The sequence below is a fragment of the Pseudomonas sp. GM84 genome, from assembly GCF_000282535.1.
In the GTDB taxonomy this organism is placed as follows: domain Bacteria; phylum Pseudomonadota; class Gammaproteobacteria; order Pseudomonadales; family Pseudomonadaceae; genus Aquipseudomonas.
Genome location: NZ_AKJC01000076.1, coordinates 17,988 through 37,147 on the forward strand (window position 1 = coordinate 17,988; position 19,160 = coordinate 37,147).

Sequence of the window (19,160 nt, forward strand, 5' to 3'; positions counted from 1 at the left end):
TTAAATTATGCAGATACACATGACTGTACCGCCACCTCTGAGCACAAGGAACATGAGCATGAGCCTGAACATTCGCCCCGCGGTACGTACCGATGCCGCTCAGATTCTGGCGTTCATCACCGAACTGGCCGACTACGAACGCGCTCGCCATGAAGTGATCGCCAGTGTTGCCGATATTGAGCGTAGCTTGTTCGATGAAGGCAGCACGGTGCAGAGCCTGATCTGCGAGCGCGAGGGGCAGGCGATTGGCTTTGCCGTGTACTTCTACAGCTATTCGACCTGGCTGGGGCGCAATGGCATTTACCTGGAAGACTTGTACATCACCCCAGAGCAACGCGGTGGCGGCGCTGGACGCGAGCTGTTGCGGCATATCGCTCGCGAAGCGGTTGAGAACAGCTGCGGGCGGCTTGAGTGGAGCGTGCTGGACTGGAACGCGCCCGCGATCGGGTTCTACGAGTCGTTGGGGGCCGAGGCGCAGGATGAGTGGATTCGTTATCGCCTGGATGGGGAGAAATTGCGGCAGTTTGCTCAAGGTTGATCGATCCCTGGTAGATCGATCCCCTGTGAAAGACCGCTCCCACAGTGGTCACCTCCATAGAGCCCATTCCCAAAACCCGCCTGGGCAATCACCAGCCCTTGGGCCCTGAAGGCATTCAGCAGCGCGAGCCCCTGCGGCTCGATCAGGGCCGGTTCGACGCCCGCCATCTGCGCCAGCGCAGCGAGATGTTCACGGCCACTGCACCGCTGCGCTTGCAATGACACCAGCAGCGCATGAGCCAGCGGCGCCAGGCGTGAGAAACGTACTTGCAGGTCTGCGCCGCGATACGCAAGCAGCAGTGTCGGCGCCTGCGGAGCCTGCTCTGGAATGCACCCAGGCCCGATCTGGCTCACCGGCCAGGCATACGCCAACGGCATGGCCAGCCTGGACAGCACGGGCACACCGTCGAGCAGGTCAGCGTCGGGATCGTGCGCCGGATCAACCTCGTCGCTGAGTAGCAACACCGTCTCGATCCATTCGTAGTGGGCCAGTTCCGCCACCCACCCCGCTAGATCCGCGCGGTTGTGCAGATAGTCCACCAGCTCACCCGCCAGTTGTGTGAACAGCGGCGTCTGGCAGTGATGGTTGGCGTAGAAGTCTTCCATCAGCGCCCGCCATGGGTCTGGCCCGAGGCTGGCCTGCAGCACCGGAAAACTCCCCGCCAGCATCGACTGCAGGTTGCCGAAGAACAGTCGCCGGTACACCGCCAGGCGCCGCGCCTCGATCCCCGGTGGCGGTGGGTTGGCCTGCGGGTTGCGGATGTGGCGGCTCATGCGCAACTGCTGCGCTTGCAGGGTCTCATCCATGACGCGGCTCCCGTGCCTGTAACGCGGTCTGCAGGCAGCGAATGTGCTGCACTTCACCCAGCAACTCGGGCAGCGGCGGCAGGTTGAAGTCGCGCTCCAGCAGCGTCGGTCGCGGGCCCAGGTATTGGTAGGCGCTGGCCAGCAAGGCCCAGACATCGGGCTGGACGCTGGCACCGTGGGTGTCGATCTTCAGGTCTGGCGCTTCGTCGTAGTGCCCGGCCACGTGCAGGCAGGCCACCCGCTCGGCGGGTATTCGGGCGAGAAAATCCAAGGCGTCGTAGCCGTGGTTGCAGGCATTGACCACCAGGTTGTTGACGTCCAGCAACAGGTCGCAATCGGCTTCGCTCAACACGGCCTGGAGAAAGTCGATCTCGCTCATCGCCTGGTAAGGCGCGGCGTAGTAAGAGATGTTTTCCACGGCGATCCGCCGGCCCAGGGCGTCCTGCACCTCGCCGATACGCCGGGCGGTATGGCGCACGGCTTCGTCGGTGAAGGGCATGGGGATCAGGTCATAGAGATGGCCTTCATCGGCGCAGTAGCTCAGGTGCTCGCTGAACAGCGGCACCCGGTAACGGTCGAGAAACACGCGAATCTGCCGCAGGAAGGCGTGGTCGAGCGGCGTGGGGCCGCCCAGCGAGAGCGACAGGCCGTGGCAGGCCAGGGGAAAGCGCTCGGCCAGTTGCGCAAGGCCCTGGCCATAGGTGCCACCTACGCCGATCCAGTTGTCCGGCGCGCATTCGAGAAAATCGACGGCCCCGCTGTCGAGGGCCAGCAGCTCGGGCAGCAGCGCCCGACGCAGGCCAAGGCCGGCGCCCTGCAGGGAGGGAGGTGTGTGCATGGTCAGGCTCCTGGGCGCGAAGTGCCCTCCCCGGCATCTACCCGGGGAGGATGCGGGCGAGGGTCAGTTTTTGGCCTGGCTCAGTTTGCCGTACAAGTCGGCAGGGAACGGCTTGCCGCTGGCGTCGAACTGGCCCTTGCGGAACTGGTACACCTCGCCCTCGGACAGGTAGCCGTCGTGGTCGGCGTCGATGGCGTCGAATTCGGCATTGGCGCCGGGGGCTTTCGCCAACAGCTCGGCACGGGACACCCGGCCGTCATGGTCGCTGTCGGTACGTGCGAACGAAGCGTCACCGCACTTGCCTTCGCCACACTTGCCTTCGGCCTGGGTGGCTTTGGCCGAGGCGCCGCCGGCACCGCATTTGCCCTCGCCACATTTGCCCTCGCCGGCCTTTTCTGCGGCGGCGAGTTGGTAACCTTGCGGCAGCGGTTCGACGGCGAAGGCCGAAGCCGTGAGGTTGATGCCGCCAAGCAAGGCGATGCTCAGCAGGCCAAGGCGGGTCTTGTTTGGACGTTGGATACGGGACATGGTGCTTCTCCTGAGTACGGTCATGCCGCTAGGGCGATAGAGCCAGGGAACGCAGCCATCGGGCTGTTCGTTCGGGCTGACTCATTTGGCCTCAGGTGTGTATCCGGGGCGTATCAGGATGCAACGCGATTTGTAAGCGAACCGGTCATGCGGGGGGGCGTGATACACAGTGATACACCGGCTCAGCCGATGCTCACCGCCTGGCTCACTTCCATCAGCAGCGGCACCAGTTCCTGTTCCACCTTTTCCTCCGGCCAGGCACTGAGCTGCGCCGTGATGTTGATGGCCGCCACGACCTGGAAGTGCACGTTGCGGATGGGCGCGGCGATGCCCACCTGCCCTACCAGCACTTGATCGCGGGTCAGTGCGTAGCCGTCGCGACCGGCCTCCTGCACCCGCTCGAACAGGACCTCGCGGTCGGTTTCGGTGTGCGCGGTGTAGGCCACCGGCGCCACCTCGGCCAGGCTCGCCCGCACCCGTGCAGGCGGCAAGTCGGCCAGCAGCACGCGGCCGGCCGAAGTGCACCAGGCCGGCATGCGTCGCCCCGGCAACATCTCGGCGTGGGTCTGGTTGGGGCCAGGAATGCGCATGACGTACACGATGTCATGGCCGCTCAGGACAGACAGGTTGACCGTCAGGTTGCAACGCTCGCGAATCAATTTGAGCGCCGGCAATGCCCGGCTCACCAGCGGCGAGGCGTTGAGGTAGAGAAAGCCCAGCTCCAGCGCCTTGTGGGTCAGGCTGTAGCGCCGTGAACGTTCGTCCTTGGCCAGGTAACCCAGCTCGCACCAGGTATGGGTGAACCGCTGGGCCGCACTCTTGGTCATGTCGCAGGCTTCGGCCAGCTCGGTCAGACCGAGCGAGGGCTGGCCATCGCGGAAAATTTCCAGCACGCGGATGCCTTTTTCCAAGGTCTCGATGAACTGTGGGTGCTGCTGTCGCGCGTCTTTTTCGGTCACGTCGCTTTGCCTCCTGCTGGGGCGCCAAGCATAGGCCATCTTGACCGCTCACAGCGACCTGGCATATACATAGTACCACTACACGATATTTAGTATTGCATAGCGATACTTTAAGGAGATTTGAATGCCTGGTCAACCGTCAAGCAACCTGGCCACACGGCCCGCCTGGGAGCTGGCCGCCGAAATTCGCGCGGGACACTTGTCGGCGCGGGAGCTGACCGAGGCGTGCCTGGCGCAAGTCGAACGGCGCAACCCCGTGCTCAATGCCCTGGTCACCGTCGACGCCGAAGGTGCCCTGGCCAAGGCCGCTGCCGCCGACCGCCATCAGGCGCAAGGCGGGCCGCTTGGTCCGCTGCATGGCTTGCCGGTGGCACACAAGGACTCGTTCCTCACCGCAGGCATGCGCACCACCTGGGGTTCGCAGGTGTACGCTGAGCATGTGCCAAGCCAGGACTCGTTGATCGTCAGCCGCCAGGCCGAGGCAGGCTCGATCTTGCTGGGCAAGAGCAACCTGCCGGAATTCGGTGCCGGCTCGCAGACCTTCAACCAGGTCTTCGGCACCACCCGCAACCCCTATGCCCCGACCTTGACCTGTGGCGGCAGCAGCGGCGGCGCGGCGGTGGCCCTGGCCACGGGCATGGTGGCCCTGGCCGACGGCAGCGACATGGGGGGCTCGCTGCGCAACCCGGCCAGCTTCTGCAACATCGTCGGCCTGCGCCCCTCCATCGGCCGTGTACCGAACTGGCCCAATGGCAACAGCTTCGGCCAGCTGACGGTGGCAGGCCCGATGGGCCGCTGCGTGGCCGATGTGGCCTTGCTGCTGAGCGTGATCGCTGGCGAAGACCGTCGTGACCCGTTGTCGTTGCAATCGGCAGCACTGCCCCTGGATGCGCGCTTGCAAGGCGACTTCAGCGGCGCGCGCATCGCCTACAGCCCAGACCTGGGCGGCCTGCCCGTGGAGCCCGCGGTGCGTGCCGTGACCGAAGCCGGTGTGCGGCGCCTGGCCGACCTTGGCTGCGACGTCGAGCTGGCCGAACCGGACTTTCGCGGCGGCGCCCGGGCCTTCCAGGTGCTGCGCGCGCTGACCTACGCCAGCGGCTACGGCCACCTGCTCAAGACCCACCGCCCCCTGCTCAAGGACACCGTGGTGTGGAACATCGAACAGGCCGGCCAGTTCACCGCGCAGGATGTGATCGACGCCGAAGCGGTACGGGCACGCATTTTCCGCGATACCCAGGCCCTGCTGGAGCAGTACGATTTCCTCGTGGCCCCGGTCAGCCAGGTCTTGCCGTTCCCGGTGGAACAGCCCTTCGTCCGGCAGATCGGCGATCAACCGATGGACACCTACATCGACTGGATGAACAGCTGCTCGCTGATCACCCTCAGCGGTCACCCGTGCCTTTCGCTGCCTTGCGGCTTCAGCGAACAAGGCCTGCCGGTGGGGTTGCAGATCGTCGGCCGTTACCGGGACGAGCAGCGGCTGCTGGCGTTTGCCCAGGCGCTGGAGACGCTCAATCGCCCTTATGTGGACCGCCCGCTGGTTGGATGACCCGCAACGCTGGCAAGGCGCGACAGACGCAGACACAACGCCGGCTTGATGCCTTTTGAACAATGCCAATAACAGTCAAAGGAAGCCCTATGTCCACCCCATCCCACGCATCGCCCACCCGGGCGCGGCAACCGATCCGCGCCGCCGCAGGCTCGTTTCTCGGCACCCTGATCGAATGGTTCGACTTCTACATCTACGCCACCGCATCGGCGCTGATCTTCAGCCATGTGTTCTTCCCCGGCAGCAGCCAGCTGGTGGGTACGTTGTCCTCGTTCGCCACCCTGGCGGTGGGCTTTCTCGCCCGGCCGTTGGGCGGCATCATCTTCGGCCACCTGGGCGACCGCTTCGGGCGCAAGTACTCGCTGATCCTGACCCTGTTGCTGATGGGCGCCTCCACGGTCGGCATCGGCCTGCTGCCCTCCTTCGAGCAGGTCGGCCTGCTGGCACCGGTGCTGCTGGTGGCCCTGCGCATCCTGCAGGGCATCGCCGTCGGTGGCGAATGGGGTGGCGCGGTGCTGCTGGCCAGTGAACATGCGCCCGAAGGCAAGAAGAGCTTCTATGCCTCGTTCGCCCAACTGGGCAGCCCGGCCGGCCTGGTGCTGTCGCTGATGGTGTTCCGCTTCATCACCGAAATGCCGGAAGCCGACATGTATGCGTGGGGCTGGCGCCTGCCGTTCCTGGGCAGCGTGCTGTTGCTGCTGCTGGCCTTCGTGATTCGCCGTGGTGTGCACGAGTCGCCGGAGTTCGAAGACATGGCCAAGGCACAGAAGCCCGTGCAATCGCCGGTCAAGGCAGTGGTCCGCGATGCCTGGCCATTGATCCTGCTGGTCATGGGCGCCTGCACCATCGGCATTTCCTCGGCCTATTTCACCAACACCTTCATGATTGCCTACGCCACCCAGTACCTGGGCATCAAGAGCTCGGTGATCCTCGAATGCCTGTCGGTGGTGGCCATCGTCCAGTTGATCAACCAACCTATCGCGGCCTGGCTGGCGGACAAGGTCGGGGCCGGCCGATTCCTGCTGATCACGTCCGGGGCCAGTATCCTGGTGCCCTATGCGATGTTCAGCCTGGTCTCCACCGGGCAGAGCACGATGATCATCCTCGGCATCTCGCTGGCCAAGGTGTTCTCCTCCGCGTTCTATGCGGTGATCGCCGGGTACATCGTCAACGTGTTTCCGGTGTACCAGCGCTACTCGGGCATTTCCCTGGCTTACCAGGCCTGCGGCGCGCTGATCGGCGGCACCACGCCGATGGTGGGCACCTTGATCGCCGGCCAGGCGGCAGGGCAATGGTGGCCCCTGGCGGTGTTCTACTCGCTGCTGGCGTTCACCTCGTTCGCCTGCGTGATGCTGCTGGTCCGCCGGCGCAGCACGCTGTTGCAACCCAGCTTCGCCTGAGGCGCTGATCGCCAGGCGCGTGGCTCACCCTGCCAGCGCCTGGCGAGGCAACCTTCAGCGTTTGTCCAGCAACCGCGCCAACAGGAAGGTGGCCACCACGGCCAGCACCACGGCCGCGGAAATGGACGGCAGCGGGCCCCACTGTTCGATCGAGGCCTTCACGGCCAGGTAGAAGCCCAGTACACCCACCGCGCCAATGGCATTGCCCCGCACGATCGCCCCCAGCTCCTGGTGCCCGCCCTGAACATGGGCGAACACGGCGAGCGGCCAGGCAATCACCGGGATCGGTGCCAACATGCCACTGGCCACCGGCCCCAGCCATTGGGCACTGGCCGTGATCGCCACCAGCAGCAAGGTGGCCGTGAGCATGCGCATGGGGATGACCCAGCGTGGCAACGGCACCACCTTGGCCGGGGCACTGTCCGCCTTCGGCGCAGTGACCACGATGATCAAGCTGAGCAGCAGCAGGGTCACCGCGACCGATGCGGCCAGCCAACCCAGAAGGCTCATCAGCCACGCGCTCGCCGCGTACACCGCCAGCGCCGCCACGCAACCGATGAACGCCGAAACTCGCCGGGTCACCAGAAAGTAGAACAAGTACGTCATCTGGACTGCAGCCAACCCCGCCAACGCACCCGGCACCGCCTGCAGGGCGAACCCTGCGCCCTGCTCCAGGCTCAGGAACAGGATGACCAGGGCCGAGGTAACCGGCAGGCCGGAGAGCAGGCCACCAATTTTGGTGCCCCAGCGTTTGGCCGCCAGGGAAATGGCCAGCATGAGCATGGGGGTGATGAGGAACTTCAGGTAGAAGGCAGTCATGAAAGGCACGGCAGGCTCTGGGACAAGGACCGGCATGATACCTCAGCACAGCCCCGGCAAAGGCCCCTGCAAAATTTGCGGTCAGCCGCTGGTGGCCCTGGCCAGGCCCTGTGTATGCTGCCGTCGACCCAGCACTGCCGAACGGACTCCCCGCCCATGGCCGTTGACCTGCAAGCCCTCTACCCGAAGCTGATCCACCTGATGCTGGACACGGTATTCGTGGTCGACCGGGACAACACGATCGTGTTCGTCAGCAACGCCTGCGAAGCGCTGCTGGGCTACCGCGCCGACGAGCTGACCGGCACGCCGATCACCCGCTACATGCACCCAGCCGACCTGGAGGCGACGCGGGCGTCGATCATCCGGGTGATGAACGGCCTGCCCCATCTCGATTTTCGCAACCGTTACCTGCGCAAGGACGGCGGCATCGTGCACATCCTGTGGTCGGCCTGCTGGTCCGAGGAGCTCGGTGCGCGCATCGGCGTGGCGCGCGACGTCACGGCGCAGGCACTGGCCGAGGAAGAACTGCGTTTTCTCGCCCATCACGATCCGCTGACCCGCCTGAGCAATCGCTCGCTGTTCAACCAACGGCTGGCCGCTGCGCTGCAACGGCAACGCCCGCTGGCGCTGCTGTTTCTCGATATCAACGACTTCAAGGCCATCAACGATGAGCATGGCCATGCCATGGGCGACCGCGTGCTGTGCTCGGTGGCAAGGCGGCTGGAGGGCTGCATGGGTGAGCACGACACGGTGGCGCGCATGGGCGGTGACGAGTTCACCCTGCTGCTCACCGACCTGCCCACGCCCGGCGCCGTTGCCGAGAAGACCGCGCAGATTCTCGCCGCCATGGCGCAGCCCCTGGAGGATGACGGTGGCGAGATGCCAATACCGTCCTGCAGCATCGGCATCGCCTGCTACCCGGCCGACGGCGAAGATGCCGATACCCTGCTCAGCCATGCCGATGGCGCCATGTACCGGCAGAAAAGGCGGCGATCCGCGACTGGGTGAGGTGTTCTGCCCGTTCGCTGCTGAAGCTTGTGATTCATGCCTGCGTGGCAGAACAGGTTGATTGACCGTGGGAGCGGGCTTGTCCCGCGAAGGGGCCGGCTCAGACACTCGTGCTGCATGGCACGGGCTGCGCCCGTGTTCGCGGGGGCAAGCCCGCTCCCACAAATCCGGCCGCCCACCCAATCCTGGCAGTGCAGCTTCATCCAGCTATCGTTACCCACGCAACGCCAACCCCGCGTCTCGCCTGGTCCCCCTTCAAGGAGCCCGACATGCCACTGGTACGCATCGACATCAAAAGACACCCAGACCCCACTCACCTGCAAACCCTCGGCAAGGTGGTCTACGCCGCCCTGCGCCAGACCATCGATGTCCCGGAACACGACAACTTCCAGGTCCTGACCGAGCACGACGCCGACCGTCTGGTGAACGATCCCCAGTACCTGGGCATCCAGCGCACCGACGGCCAGGTGTTCATCCAGATCACCCTCAGCGAAGGGCGCACCGTGGAGAAGAAGAAGGCGCTGTATCAAGCCATTGCCCAAGGGCTCGCCCGCGAGGCCGGGGTGCGCCCGGAAGATGTCTTCATCAACCTGGTCGAGGTGCGCAAGGAGAACTGGTCGTTCGGCAATGGGATCGCTCAATACGCGACCTGAGCCTGTCGCGGGGCACGGCGGTAGCAGGCAGGATCGACTACCCTTGAGCACCAGCAAGCACGGACTCACTGCCCACCCGATGAGCATGCCAAATCGCCTATTCCTCGGCCTGCGTGGCCTGACCCTGATCTTCGTACTACTGGCCGTGCTGGCCACGCTCGCCATCTGCCTGATCGTGGCCTACAGCGTGCAACGGGATGCCCTGATCGGTTCGACCCTCGAATCGAACCGGGTCTACGCCTCCAAGGTCGCTTCGAGCATTGGCGAGTTCCTGCGCTCGACGCAGGATCGCCTGCAGTTCAGCAGCCAGCGCGTGGCCAGCCACTTCGACGAGCCGGCTGTGCTCAAGGACGAGGTCATACGTTTGCAGGCCCAGGACGCCGAGCTCGATGTGGTGATGATCCTCGACCGTCAGGGCAAGGTCATGGCCATGAACCCCGAAGTACCCGGCATGGTCGGTAGCACGCTGATATCGAGCGAGGTCAAGCAAGCACTGACACTGCTTCAGCCCTTGGTAAGCCATGCCTACACCAGCGCAACAGGGCAACTGATCGTGTTCATCTCAAGGCCCGTACTCGGCCCGGACGGGCAGTTTCTCGGATTGATGGGCGGGTCGGTCCATCTGCAGGAACACGGCGTGATGCACGGTTTGATCAGCGACCATGCGTACAACGACGGCACTTATGCCTTCATCGCCGACAGCGACCACCGCTTGCTGTATCACCCCGACCACGCGCAAATCGGCCAGGTCGTCACCAACAGCCCAACAATGAACACGGCACTGCAAGGGCAATCGGGCATGCTCGCCGCCCCCAACTACCAGGGCATCCCCATGCTTGCCGGCTATGCCTATGTGCCCGAAGCCGGTTGGGCGGTGGTGGCCCAGCAGCCTGAGGCCCAGGCACTGGCACCGCTACGCCGGCTGATGCACGAGATGCTGCTCAAGATCGTGCCCGCGGGGGTGTTGGGCTTGCTGCTGATTCTGGCAAGCACCTTCCTGATCACCCGGCCGCTGCGTCAACTGGCCCGGATCGCCTCCGACCTTTCGGCAGCGGAAACGCCAAAACAGCTGGCAGCAGTACGCGGCTGGTACGCCGAGGCTGGGGCGATTCGTGAGGCGCTGCTCAAAGGTGTGCAACTGCTGCACAAACAGATGGGCCACCTCCATCAGGTGGCCCTGAGCGATCCGTTGACAGGCCTTGCCAATCGCCGGGCCATGGATGTGGCGCTGGCCGACTTCGAACAGAGCGGCCAGCCGTATGCGGCCCTGGCACTGGATATCGACCATTTCAAGCGGGTCAACGATGTGCACGGCCATGATGCCGGCGACCGGGCCCTGCAACAGATCGCGCAGCTGATCCAGAACGCCTCCAGGGCCATCGACCTCGCCTGCCGCGCCGGCGGCGAAGAGTTCCTCCTGCTATTGCCGGACACCGGCCTGGAAACCGCCACGCACGTGGCCGAGCGCATACGCCAAAGCATCGCCAATACGCCGGTGGCAGGTGTCGGCGCCTTGACGATATCCATTGGTGTCGCCTGCAAGGATGCCGATACGGTCACCAGCGCGGAGATTCTCAAACGTGCCGATGAGCGCCTGTACGTGGCAAAACAGACTGGCCGTAATCGAGTCGTAGCACAGAGCCCTGCATAGGGTTTACTGCAAACCCACCTTGACTGCCTTGGACAACTGACCCGACTCCTGAGCATTGCGCGCCGTCTCGATCAACTGCAGGTTGCGGTTACGCAACGCGGTGTTGCGGCCCACGCGCAAGTTGGAGCGCGCGGCCAGCACCTGCGCCTGCTCGTACTGCCCCTGTTGCAGGCGCAGCACGCCCAAATAATGCAAGGTAGCCGGATTGCTCGGCTGAATCTGCAATGCCCGTTCCAGCGTTGCGGCGGCCTGGTCAAGCTTGCCTTCTGCATACTGCTCGGAGGCTATTTCGATCAACTGGGTCGAGGCGTTGTTGCTGTGTGCCTGCACAGCCCGTTCACGGGCGAAGGTCAATGAACTCGTGGCAGCGCAGAGCAACAGGATAAGCGCCGGCAAACTACGCATGCTCGTCATCAGGTAAGCACTCGACCGATCCAGGACATTTCTGGTTTGAAGGAAGAGGCTATCGACTGCAAGTGCGTGGTGAAGTTCCCCGGCTGGGTATCAGGCTTGCGGGGCAGAATCCGCTTCGAGGGCGGCTTGCTCAGCCATTTTCAAGCGATCGGCTTTGCAGATGTACTTGGGTTTGCTGCGTGGCGCCAGCTTGGCACTGGCCTTCTTGGCATGGGCTTTGAGCAGCTGATTGATTTTCTTGCGGCGATTCATGGTGGGCTCGGTAAAAAAAGAGATACGCTTGCAGCCTACACTGTTAACGCTGGCTGTTGGAGCGCCCGCCGTGACTTATGCAAATGCCGCGACGTTCTTGCAGAGCCTGGACGACGAATGGGCACGCCACATCGCCGCCATCGGCCCGTGCCGCCATGAAACGAAACCGGCCCGTGAACCTTACGAAGCGCTGATTCGCGCCATTGCCTACCAGCAACTGCACGTCAAGGCGGGCGACGCGATCGTGGCGCGTTTTCTGGCGCTGTATCCGGGTCTGGCATTCCCGGCCCCCGAGCAATTGCTGGCCACGGACGCCGATCTGCAAAAGGCCTGCGGCTTCTCCGCGAACAAACTGGCGACCATCCGTGCCATCGCCCAGGCGCGTCTGGATGACGTGGTGCCCACGCTGGCTGAGGCGAGGTCCATGAGTGATGCCGAACTCATCGAGCGCCTGGTCTCGTTGCGCGGGGTGGGCCGCTGGACGGTGGAGATGTTCCTGATCTACAGCCTGGAGCGCACGGATATCCTGCCGGTCGATGACCTTGGCGTGCGTGAGGGCTATCGCCGGCTGAAAGGGCTGGAAAAAGCGCCGAAACCGCGACAGATGCGCGAGATCGGTGAGCGCTGGAGCCCTTATCGCACCACCGCAGCCTGGTACCTGTGGCGCGTGCCGCAATCCAGGTGAATTCAAGCGCAAGAACCGGAGTGCTTGCGCTGGCAGGGGTTTCTACACTGGCTCCACTTGGACCTTAGCGAGATCGCGCCATGAACCAGCTCAAGCCGTCGAGCGCTTCCTTCGGCACAGATGAACAACGCTGGGCTGCCGTGCAGGCCCGCGATCCCGCCGCGGACGGGCACTTCGTCTATGCCGTGCGGACTACTGGCGTGTACTGCCGGCCCAGTGCGTCCTCTCGCCGCCCCAAGCGCGAGAACGTGGTGTTCTTCGCCAATGCGCAGCAGGCCGAGGCGGCCGGCTTTCGGCCTAGCCAACGCCCGTCACGCGACCAGACCCGCGCCCGTGAACAGCGTGCAGCGCTGGTGGCCAAGGCCTGTCGCCTGATGGACAGCGCGCCCACACCGCCCACCCTCGACGAACTGGCCGCTCAACTGGGCCTGAGTGCCTTCCACTTCCACCGTGTGTTCAAGGCCGAAACGGGCCTGACGCCAAAGGCCTATGCCTCGGCCACCCGTGCCCACAAGCTGCGCGAAGAACTGGGCCAGGGCGACACCTCGGTGACCGACGCCATCTACGGCGCCGGCTTCAACTCCAACAGCCGCTTCTACGCAACGTCCGAGCAACTGCTGGGCATGCATCCCCGGGCCTATCGCGATGGTGGCGTGGGCAGCACGATACGCTTTGCCGTTGGCGAATGCTCCCTGGGGCCGATTCTGGTAGCCCAGAGCCAGCGAGGCATCTGCGCGATCCTTTTGGGGCAAGACCCCGATGCCTTGGTGACCGACTTGCAGGACCGGTTCCCCAAAGCCCAGCTGATCGGCGGCGATCGCCCGTTCGAAGTCTTGGTCGCCCAGGTGGTGGGTTTCATCGAGGCGCCCTCGCTGGGCCTGAACTTGCCCCTGGACGTCAGGGGCACCGCGTTTCAACAACGTGTCTGGCAGGCGCTGCGGGAGATCCCCCCTGGCACGACGGCAAGCTACAGCGAAATCGCCGAGCGCATCGGCGCGCCAAAAGCCGTGCGGGCCGTGGCCCAGGCCTGCGCGGCCAACCACATCGCGGTGGCGATCCCCTGCCACCGGGTCGTGCGCCGCGATGGCGACATTTCGGGTTATCGCTGGGGTGTCGAGCGCAAGCGCGAGTTGCTCGAACGCGAATCGGGCAACTGACTGCCCCCTCATGGCCGAACAGCGAATCTGGATATTGCTGGGCAGCGACGGAAAGCGCCTGGCCAGCACCCAACCGGGCACGCTGGGCGGCCACCGACGCGGCAAGCGCTATGGCAGGCTTGATTGCCGTGCTGCCCTGCAGGCCATTGCGCGCGGCGGCTATGTGAAAGACCGGGTGTTCTTTCTCGACGAGGCTTGCGCCATTGATGCAGGATATCGACCTTGCGCGGTCTGCATGCCTGAGGCGTATCGGCAGTGGAAAAGCGCTGCGAAGCAATCATCAGGGAAGGTAGACGATGCAGGCACTTAGCGAAGAACGTTTGCTGGCGATCATTCAGCAGAATTCGATCAACCGGGCTGAGTTGTTCAGGGAGAAGGCCGCCAGCTACCGGTCGCGCTGGCCCTGGTTGTTCCTTGGCGAATAACAGGCGGCGCGGAGCATGGCACCGGCTTCGCCGGTGTTCGCGGGACAAGCCCGCTCCCACAGGAATTGCGTCAACTTTTAGAAATTGAGCAAGACCGTTGCTCCCACAGGTGTATCACCAGCCCGAAGGCTTGCATTGTGACTGTGGGAGCCGCGCTTGCCGGCGATGGGCCGCGAAGCGGCCCCAACATCCAGATGTCCAACGTTGCTCGCAACTGCCCTCGCAGCCTCACCAAGCCGCCTTGCCGCGCACGCCCCTGACCCCTCCCCCCAGGCAGGTAACAGCAAAGGCAACCACCAGCGCCCCCGTCCCCAGCAGGAAGATCAGCTGCTGGTTCGACCCCTCCACCAGCATGGCGATCAGCGCCGGCGTCACCGCCGCGGCGCCCATCAAGGTAATGCTCACCAGCGGCGTGAGCTTGCCCGTCGGGTCGTTGGTGGTGATCAGCGCCATGTAGTACGACAGCGACAACACCCAGCCGAAGTTGATCAGCAGCAGCGCCACGAACAGCTGCATCGGCGTGCGGGTATGACCGGTGAGCATGGCGATGGAGATGAATACCGCGACCAACCCCACGGCGATCATCAGCTGGCGATTCACGCGCGCCCCCAGCAAGCTCGGCAGCCCTGCACCCGGCAGGCCACCAAGGGCCGACAGGCCGAATGCCCAGCCGATATCGACCCCATCGATACCCTGGTCACGCGCCAGCTGGTCGATGAAACCCCAGACGCAGTAGATGGCGATCTGCATGAACAGCATGCCCACCAGCGCGCTGCGCCCCGTACGCGCCGAGCCACCCTGGGCGGGCGAGCCCTCGCCGCTGGCCAGCAAGGCCGCCGGGCGACGTGGTAACGCCAGGCTGGCGCCGCAGATCAGCAGGTACCACAGGCCGAACGAACACAGGGCAGTCACCGCCCCACTCTGGGCGGCAAGCACTGGCAACGCAGCGGAAAACAACGAGTACTCCGGCGTCTGCAGCAACAGCATCAGCCCGAACGAACGGTCCTGGTTGGGCATACGGCCCAGAGTGGATACCGCGTAGGCGTAGACCAGCCCGGCGCAGGTGCCGGCCGCCAGGCGCACGGCCAACAACAGGGCGTGGGTCGTGGCGAAGGCGGTGGCGAGGCTCAAGGCCACGCACAGCATGCCGACGAACAGGCACAGGCTGCGCCCGCCATGGCGCTTCATCATTACCGGGCACAACAAAGTGCCCAGGGTCATGCCGATCATCTCGACCGAGACGACCCAGCCCTGCAGGTCGAGTGGCAGGCTCAGTCGCTCCGTCAGCAAACCCATGAAGATAGGTTGCACGCCACAGACAATGAATGACGTGCAGGCGATGAAAATGAGGGCGGCACGCAGTCGCCTGGAATCATTGTTCATGAGTAGATCCCCGAACACAGCTGTTGTTTTTATTGTGGGTGGTGACCGTGCCCGAAGCGCCGTGGCAGACGGCTTGCAGGCCCGGTAGCGAACACGGCAGGACCGTGCTCGCGCTCAATCCTGAGCCCTGCTCGAAGGCTTTGAAAGTTAAAAATCGGAATCGACTTCAGTGGGCTTTTTAATGCAGCCAACGTGGCCTTGGCTGCATCCAGAAACGCACTGCGGTCGATCCTGATAATTAATTTGTGAGGCCCCTGCTTCTTCCCTACCGTGTAACGCTACTAACAACCAAAGGGGCCATCGCTCGCCTGCGCGCGTCCTGTCGATCCGGCCCTGCTCCAGAAAGGCCTCCCATGAACGACCGTGAGTTCATCAATGCCATCGATGCCGATGGCCTGCCGCTGCACATCGCCGTGAAGAACGGGCGCATCAGCCACATCGGCGCGCAACCTACCCTCGAGGCGGCCCGCGAAACCATCGACCTCGAAGGGCTGCTGGTGCTGCCGGGGTTCGTCGACGGCCATATTCACCTGGACAAGAGCTTCGTCGGTGACCGTTGGCGCCCGCACCAGCCCGTGGCCACCTTGCGTGAACGCCTGGCCGTGGAAAAACGCGAACTGGCCAGCGCCCCGCCCATCGTCGAGCGCGCGCAGGCACTGATTCGCCAGGCCGCCTCGTTCGGCACCGTGGCCATGCGCTGCCATGTGGACGTGGACGCCACCACGGGCCTGGACAATCTGCGCGCCATCCTCGAAGCCCGGGAAGCCTGCAAGGACCTGGTCGACATCGAGCTGGTGGCCTTCCCCCAGGCCGGTGTGGTGACCTGCCCCGGCACCGCCGAGGTGATGGAAGCGGCGGTGCGCGAAGGCGTCCAGGTCGTCGGCGGCATCGACCCGACGACCCTGGATGGCGACGCCGAGGCCCAGCTCGACATCGTCTTCGGCATCGCCGACCGGCATGGCGTGAAGGTCGATATCCACCTGCACGAACCCGGCGACATCTGCATCGCCCAACTCGAACGCATCGCTGCACGTACCCAGGCGCTGGGCATGCAGAGCCTGGTGGCGGTCAGCCACGCCTACGGCCTGGGCGACGTTACCGACAGCGTGGTCGACCGCACGGCCCAGGTGCTGGCCAAGGCCGGTGTGTCGATCATGACCAATGCGCCCGGCGAACACGCCTTCCCGCCGGTGCTGCGCCTGCGTGCCGGTGGCGTGCGCGTGTTCACCGGCAACGACAACATCCAGGACGCCTGGTGGCCCTACGGCAACGGCGACATGCTGCAACGGGCCATGCTGGTCAGCTACCGCTCGGGTTTCAACACCGACGAGGAACTGCGCGTGGCGTTGCACATGGCGACCGAGGCCAGTGCCGGGGTGATGGGCAGGCAGGACTACGGCTTGAAGGTCGGCAACGAAGCGAGTTTCGTCTTGTTCAAGGCGCCCAACGCCGCCGCGGCAGTGGCGGCAGCGCTCCATGAACGGGTGATCGTGCGCCGTGGCGCGTTCTGGGGTGGGCCTGCGGTGCTGCAGTTGAAGGCTGCGCAGTTCGCCCACGAGTTGCGTCGCTGACAACCTGACGGGGGCGCGTAGCCCCCCGCTTACTCAGCCTCGGCCCTGAGGATACCGATCAGGATATCGGCCAGCTCCTTGACCACCGGGTCTGCGGTGGGTCCATGGAAGATGGCCGCCTCGAACACTTTGATCGGCTTGAACCCTTCCTTGGCCCCCAGTATCCGATGCTCCGGCGTCACCACGCGCAACGGCAGCAGGCTGACGCCCAACCCATTGGCCACCGCCTCCTGGATACCCGCCAGGCTGGAACTGGTGAAGCCGATGCGCCAGCTGCGGCCCATCGCCTCGACGGCGTTGATCATGTCATCGCGGTACAAGCCGCGCGGTGGGAAGGTCACCAGCGGGATCGGGTCCTGGGCGAAACACGGATACTGGGCGCTGTCGAACCACTCGATGCGCTCTGGCTGGCAGGCATTGGCTTCGCGGCTGTGGCGCCGCTGCTTGACCAGCACCAGGTCCAGTTCGCCGCGGTCATAGGCGCTCATCAGGTCGCGGCTCAGGCCGCCGGTAATCTCCAGCTTGACCTTGGGGTTCCTGCGGTTGAAAGCCGCCAGCGCCTGCACCGTCTTGCCCGCGACAAAGTCATCGGGCAGCCCGATGCGCACCGTGACCGTTACCCCGCCCGACAATGCCTCGCTCAACTGGTTGCTCACCGCCAGCAGGTGCCGCGCATAGCCCAGCAGGGTCTCGCCGGCGTCCGTCGGGTGCACTTCGCGGTTGCTGCGGTCGAGCAGCTGGTGCCCGACCATTTCCTCAAGGCGACGGACCTTCTGGCTGACCGTTGACTGGGTCGAATGCAAGCGGGCGGCAGCGGTGGTGAAACTGCCGCAGTCGGCCACCATCACCACGGCCCGGAGCATGTCCAGGTCGTAGATCGCACGGTTGGGTTTTGCACTGTCTGTCATGGTTCAGGCCGTCTGCCTGCGCATGGCGAGGATCCCCGCCGCAAATCCGATGAACGTTACCCCTACCCCCCGGTTCACCCAGCGGGACCACTCGGGCCGCAGCAGCATGCCCTTGGCACGCGAGGCCAGCGCGGCATACAGGCTCAACGACGACACCGAGAGCGCCATGAAAATCGCGGTCAGGATCAGAAACTGAGGGAACAAGGCTGCGCCCTGATCGATGAACTGCGGGAACAGCGCTGTAAAGAACAGCGTCGCCTTAGGGTTGGAAAGCGCGGTAAAAAACGCCGACCTGTACAATTTGCGGCGCGTGGGCCTGCGGCTCTCGCCCTCCTGGATACTCTCGGCCAGCAGCGGCCGCTTGTTGAGCAACTGCTTCACGCCCAGGTAGAACAGATAGCCGGCACCCGCGATCTTCACCAGGTTGAACAGCATCTCGGAGCTGGCCAGCAATGCCCCCAACCCCAGCATCGCTGCCGCCGAGAGGCAGAACAGGCCACTGGCATTGCCCAGCGAGGACCAGATCGTGCTGCGTTGGCCATGGGCAAGGCTGTTGTTGATGGCCATCAATGTCGCAGGCCCGGGGCTTGCGATGGCAATCGCCGCGACCAGGGTAAAAGCCAGCAAAGTATTCGGGTCCATGGTTCCAGGCTCGTTCAGCGTTCGAAAAAGGGCTGACGCATGATGCCAGAAACGGGCTGCCATTGATGACTTGCGCTTTCATGCACGCACGTAGCGCAGGTGCGTGGCGTCTGGCGTATCGAGTACGTCGTCGATGCGAAACAGCGGCGCCGGATCGTGCAGGTTTTCGAACAGGCGCCTTCCACTGCCAAAGAGTATCGGGGCCAGGGCAATTTCCAGTTCGTCTATGACGCCCAGATTCATGTACTGCTGTATCACATCCGCTCCGCCCGAGATGCGAATGTCCCGGCTACCTGCAAGCGCCCGGGCTTTCTCGAGCGCCTTGGCTGGCCCCTCGTTGAAGAAGTGGAACGTCGTTCCGCCCGGGCGCACCCACGGCTCGCGCTGCTCGTGGGTGAGTACCAACACCGGTGCATGAAAAGGTGCTTCCTCCGGCCAGCTTCGCTCGCCGGCGTCGAACATGCGCTTGCCCATGATGTAGGCGCCGGAACGTTCCATGGTGCTGCGCAGCCTATCGTTGACCGGGCCGGTCTCTCCTCCCGAAGCGAACAGCAGGTTTTCACGGAAATACTGCTGCTTGAGGATCCAGCCCATCAGCGCGCCCCACCTGGCGCCCCAATCGTGGTACTCGGGATGGTCCCAATGCTCGATGCTCATGCCTTCCGGCGCCATGTAACCGTCAAGGCTAAGCCCGATGTTCACGAATACCTTGCTCATGATTGCGCCTCTGACACAACGACTGATCAAGGATAGACCGTACTGGGAGCGCGCAGGAGCTCCTGTGGGAGCCGGCTTGCCGGCGATGAGGCCAGGTCAGACTCCACCTCACGCCACCGCATTGCCAGCAAGTTTGCTTGAGGTCGACTGCTGCCGTTCATGATGTTTGTACCCGCACTGGCCTCATCGCCGGCAAGCCGGCTCCCACACGAACTCCACGGTTCTCGATGCCTGTGCTGTATCTGTGGGAGCGGGCT

At 64.3% G+C, this 19,160-nt stretch carries 22 protein-coding genes; 11 read left to right on the forward strand and 11 right to left on the reverse strand.

The annotated features are described in order from the left end of the window. Positions 1–58 precede the first annotated feature (58 nt). On the forward strand, positions 59–538 hold the full coding sequence (locus PMI38_RS05030; protein WP_008091404.1) for a GNAT family N-acetyltransferase: 480 nt from the start codon (positions 59–61) through the stop codon (positions 536–538). On the opposite strand, the gene PMI38_RS05035 is transcribed toward PMI38_RS05030, so the two are convergent. From PMI38_RS05035 to PMI38_RS05050, 4 genes are all read right to left on the reverse strand, one after another. Further along, positions 529–1,344 (reverse strand): HvfC family RiPP maturation protein, encoded by an 816-nt coding sequence (locus PMI38_RS05035; protein ID WP_008091406.1) that lies wholly within the window; start codon positions 1,342–1,344, stop codon positions 529–531. The two genes, PMI38_RS05030 and PMI38_RS05035, sit on opposite strands and share 10 nt — an antisense overlap. Then, positions 1,337–2,182: an HvfB family MNIO-type RiPP peptide maturase gene (locus PMI38_RS05040; protein WP_008091408.1), complete on the reverse strand. Its 846-nt coding sequence runs from the start codon at positions 2,180–2,182 to the stop codon at positions 1,337–1,339. The genes PMI38_RS05035 and PMI38_RS05040 overlap by 8 nt, the downstream gene beginning before the upstream one ends. A gap of 63 nt (positions 2,183–2,245) precedes the next feature. Further along, positions 2,246–2,710 carry an HvfA family oxazolone/thioamide-modified RiPP metallophore gene (locus PMI38_RS05045; RefSeq protein ID WP_008091410.1) on the reverse strand — a complete coding sequence of 155 codons (465 nt, stop codon included), beginning with the start codon at positions 2,708–2,710 and terminating at the stop codon, positions 2,246–2,248. A 182-nt stretch (positions 2,711–2,892) separates the two neighbouring features. Continuing rightward, positions 2,893–3,669 (reverse strand): IclR family transcriptional regulator, encoded by a 777-nt coding sequence (locus PMI38_RS05050; RefSeq protein ID WP_008091412.1) that lies wholly within the window; start codon positions 3,667–3,669, stop codon positions 2,893–2,895. A 124-nt stretch (positions 3,670–3,793) separates the two neighbouring features. On the opposite strand from PMI38_RS05050, the gene PMI38_RS05055 reads away from it, so the two are divergent. Together PMI38_RS05055 and PMI38_RS05060 are read left to right on the forward strand one after the other, a co-directional pair. After that, the gene (locus PMI38_RS05055; protein WP_008091413.1) at positions 3,794–5,218 is read left to right on the forward strand and encodes an amidase; all 1,425 of its coding nucleotides are present in this window, start codon (positions 3,794–3,796) and stop codon (positions 5,216–5,218) included. A gap of 89 nt (positions 5,219–5,307) precedes the next feature. Beyond that, the gene (locus PMI38_RS05060; protein WP_008091414.1) at positions 5,308–6,618 is read left to right on the forward strand and encodes an MFS transporter; all 1,311 of its coding nucleotides are present in this window, start codon (positions 5,308–5,310) and stop codon (positions 6,616–6,618) included. A gap of 54 nt (positions 6,619–6,672) precedes the next feature. On the opposite strand, the gene PMI38_RS05065 is transcribed toward PMI38_RS05060, so the two are convergent. Next, positions 6,673–7,437: a hypothetical protein gene (locus tag PMI38_RS05065; RefSeq protein ID WP_043273067.1), complete on the reverse strand. Its 765-nt coding sequence runs from the start codon at positions 7,435–7,437 to the stop codon at positions 6,673–6,675. A gap of 156 nt (positions 7,438–7,593) precedes the next feature. On the opposite strand from PMI38_RS05065, the gene PMI38_RS05070 reads away from it, so the two are divergent. From PMI38_RS05070 to PMI38_RS05080, 3 genes are all read left to right on the forward strand, one after another. Further along, positions 7,594–8,445, forward strand: coding sequence for a sensor domain-containing diguanylate cyclase (locus tag PMI38_RS05070; protein ID WP_008091419.1), 852 nt, complete (start codon positions 7,594–7,596; stop codon positions 8,443–8,445). A gap of 269 nt (positions 8,446–8,714) precedes the next feature. Next, on the forward strand, positions 8,715–9,098 hold the full coding sequence (locus PMI38_RS05075) for a tautomerase family protein (RefSeq protein WP_008091421.1): 384 nt from the start codon (positions 8,715–8,717) through the stop codon (positions 9,096–9,098). Between the two features lie 85 nt (positions 9,099–9,183). Beyond that, positions 9,184–10,749 carry a sensor domain-containing diguanylate cyclase gene (locus tag PMI38_RS05080; protein ID WP_338010087.1) on the forward strand — a complete coding sequence of 522 codons (1,566 nt, stop codon included), beginning with the start codon at positions 9,184–9,186 and terminating at the stop codon, positions 10,747–10,749. A 3-nt stretch (positions 10,750–10,752) separates the two neighbouring features. On the opposite strand, the gene PMI38_RS05085 is transcribed toward PMI38_RS05080, so the two are convergent. Together PMI38_RS05085 and PMI38_RS26410 are read right to left on the reverse strand one after the other, a co-directional pair. Next, on the reverse strand, positions 10,753–11,154 hold the full coding sequence (locus tag PMI38_RS05085; RefSeq protein ID WP_238540168.1) for a tetratricopeptide repeat protein: 402 nt from the start codon (positions 11,152–11,154) through the stop codon (positions 10,753–10,755). Positions 11,155–11,253: 99 nt separating this feature from the next. Further along, positions 11,254–11,415: a DUF2986 domain-containing protein gene (locus PMI38_RS26410; RefSeq protein ID WP_008091426.1), complete on the reverse strand. Its 162-nt coding sequence runs from the start codon at positions 11,413–11,415 to the stop codon at positions 11,254–11,256. 70 nt (positions 11,416–11,485) lie between these two features. On the opposite strand from PMI38_RS26410, the gene PMI38_RS05090 reads away from it, so the two are divergent. From PMI38_RS05090 to PMI38_RS27700, 4 genes are all read left to right on the forward strand, one after another. Continuing rightward, positions 11,486–12,100 carry a DNA-3-methyladenine glycosylase family protein gene (locus PMI38_RS05090; RefSeq protein WP_008091428.1) on the forward strand — a complete coding sequence of 205 codons (615 nt, stop codon included), beginning with the start codon at positions 11,486–11,488 and terminating at the stop codon, positions 12,098–12,100. A gap of 80 nt (positions 12,101–12,180) precedes the next feature. Beyond that, positions 12,181–13,257, forward strand: a complete 1,077-nt coding sequence (gene ada / locus PMI38_RS05095) for a bifunctional DNA-binding transcriptional regulator/O6-methylguanine-DNA methyltransferase Ada (protein WP_008091430.1) — start codon at positions 12,181–12,183, stop codon at positions 13,255–13,257. Positions 13,258–13,267: 10 nt separating this feature from the next. Beyond that, positions 13,268–13,567, forward strand: a complete 300-nt coding sequence (locus tag PMI38_RS26415) for a metal-binding protein (RefSeq protein WP_081502511.1) — start codon at positions 13,268–13,270, stop codon at positions 13,565–13,567. Next, positions 13,554–13,682 (forward strand): hypothetical protein, encoded by a 129-nt coding sequence (locus PMI38_RS27700; RefSeq protein WP_008091432.1) that lies wholly within the window; start codon positions 13,554–13,556, stop codon positions 13,680–13,682. Before PMI38_RS26415 ends, PMI38_RS27700 begins: the two co-directional genes overlap by 14 nt. Before the next feature lie 228 nt (positions 13,683–13,910). On the opposite strand, the gene PMI38_RS05100 is transcribed toward PMI38_RS27700, so the two are convergent. Next, positions 13,911–15,065 carry an MFS transporter gene (locus PMI38_RS05100; protein ID WP_008091433.1) on the reverse strand — a complete coding sequence of 385 codons (1,155 nt, stop codon included), beginning with the start codon at positions 15,063–15,065 and terminating at the stop codon, positions 13,911–13,913. A 353-nt stretch (positions 15,066–15,418) separates the two neighbouring features. Here PMI38_RS05100 and PMI38_RS05105 point away from each other — a divergent pair, with 353 nt between their 5' ends. Further along, positions 15,419–16,636, forward strand: coding sequence for an amidohydrolase family protein (locus tag PMI38_RS05105; protein WP_008091434.1), 1,218 nt, complete (start codon positions 15,419–15,421; stop codon positions 16,634–16,636). A gap of 29 nt (positions 16,637–16,665) precedes the next feature. On the opposite strand, the gene PMI38_RS05110 is transcribed toward PMI38_RS05105, so the two are convergent. The 3 genes from PMI38_RS05110 to PMI38_RS05120 all read right to left on the reverse strand — a co-directional run bounded on the left by PMI38_RS05110 (position 16,666) and on the right by PMI38_RS05120 (position 18,903). Further along, positions 16,666–17,544, reverse strand: coding sequence for a LysR substrate-binding domain-containing protein (locus PMI38_RS05110; protein WP_008091435.1), 879 nt, complete (start codon positions 17,542–17,544; stop codon positions 16,666–16,668). Positions 17,545–17,547: 3 nt separating this feature from the next. After that, complete coding sequence (locus tag PMI38_RS05115) at positions 17,548–18,186, reverse strand: LysE family translocator (RefSeq protein ID WP_008091436.1); 639 nt, start codon at positions 18,184–18,186, stop codon at positions 17,548–17,550. Between the two features lie 78 nt (positions 18,187–18,264). Further along, positions 18,265–18,903: a dihydrofolate reductase family protein gene (locus tag PMI38_RS05120; protein WP_008091437.1), complete on the reverse strand. Its 639-nt coding sequence runs from the start codon at positions 18,901–18,903 to the stop codon at positions 18,265–18,267. Positions 18,904–19,160 lie beyond the last annotated feature (257 nt).

Bases quoted from the DNA above. Each gene is read 5' to 3' on its own strand.
- PMI38_RS05080 (WP_338010087.1), top strand. From the start codon at position 9,184: ATGCCAAATCGCCTATTCCTCGGCCTGCGTGGCCTGACCCTGATCTTC.
- PMI38_RS05115 (WP_008091436.1), bottom strand. From the start codon at position 18,186: ATGGACCCGAATACTTTGCTGGCTTTTACCCTGGTCGCGGCGATTGCC.
- PMI38_RS05035 (WP_008091406.1), bottom strand. From the start codon at position 1,344: ATGGATGAGACCCTGCAAGCGCAGCAGTTGCGCATGAGCCGCCACATC.
- PMI38_RS05030 (WP_008091404.1), top strand. From the start codon at position 59: ATGAGCCTGAACATTCGCCCCGCGGTACGTACCGATGCCGCTCAGATT.
- PMI38_RS05060 (WP_008091414.1), top strand. From the start codon at position 5,308: ATGTCCACCCCATCCCACGCATCGCCCACCCGGGCGCGGCAACCGATC.
- PMI38_RS05075 (WP_008091421.1), top strand. From the start codon at position 8,715: ATGCCACTGGTACGCATCGACATCAAAAGACACCCAGACCCCACTCAC.
- ada (WP_008091430.1), top strand. From the start codon at position 12,181: ATGAACCAGCTCAAGCCGTCGAGCGCTTCCTTCGGCACAGATGAACAA.
- PMI38_RS05120 (WP_008091437.1), bottom strand. From the start codon at position 18,903: ATGAGCAAGGTATTCGTGAACATCGGGCTTAGCCTTGACGGTTACATG.
- PMI38_RS05040 (WP_008091408.1), bottom strand. From the start codon at position 2,182: ATGCACACACCTCCCTCCCTGCAGGGCGCCGGCCTTGGCCTGCGTCGG.
- PMI38_RS05110 (WP_008091435.1), bottom strand. From the start codon at position 17,544: ATGACAGACAGTGCAAAACCCAACCGTGCGATCTACGACCTGGACATG.
- PMI38_RS05065 (WP_043273067.1), bottom strand. From the start codon at position 7,437: ATGACTGCCTTCTACCTGAAGTTCCTCATCACCCCCATGCTCATGCTG.
- PMI38_RS26415 (WP_081502511.1), top strand. From the start codon at position 13,268: ATGGCCGAACAGCGAATCTGGATATTGCTGGGCAGCGACGGAAAGCGC.
- PMI38_RS05085 (WP_238540168.1), bottom strand. From the start codon at position 11,154: ATGCGTAGTTTGCCGGCGCTTATCCTGTTGCTCTGCGCTGCCACGAGT.
- PMI38_RS05045 (WP_008091410.1), bottom strand. From the start codon at position 2,710: ATGTCCCGTATCCAACGTCCAAACAAGACCCGCCTTGGCCTGCTGAGC.
- PMI38_RS26410 (WP_008091426.1), bottom strand. From the start codon at position 11,415: ATGAATCGCCGCAAGAAAATCAATCAGCTGCTCAAAGCCCATGCCAAG.
- PMI38_RS05070 (WP_008091419.1), top strand. From the start codon at position 7,594: ATGGCCGTTGACCTGCAAGCCCTCTACCCGAAGCTGATCCACCTGATG.
- PMI38_RS05105 (WP_008091434.1), top strand. From the start codon at position 15,419: ATGAACGACCGTGAGTTCATCAATGCCATCGATGCCGATGGCCTGCCG.
- PMI38_RS27700 (WP_008091432.1), top strand. From the start codon at position 13,554: ATGCAGGCACTTAGCGAAGAACGTTTGCTGGCGATCATTCAGCAGAAT.
- PMI38_RS05055 (WP_008091413.1), top strand. From the start codon at position 3,794: ATGCCTGGTCAACCGTCAAGCAACCTGGCCACACGGCCCGCCTGGGAG.
- PMI38_RS05100 (WP_008091433.1), bottom strand. From the start codon at position 15,065: ATGAACAATGATTCCAGGCGACTGCGTGCCGCCCTCATTTTCATCGCC.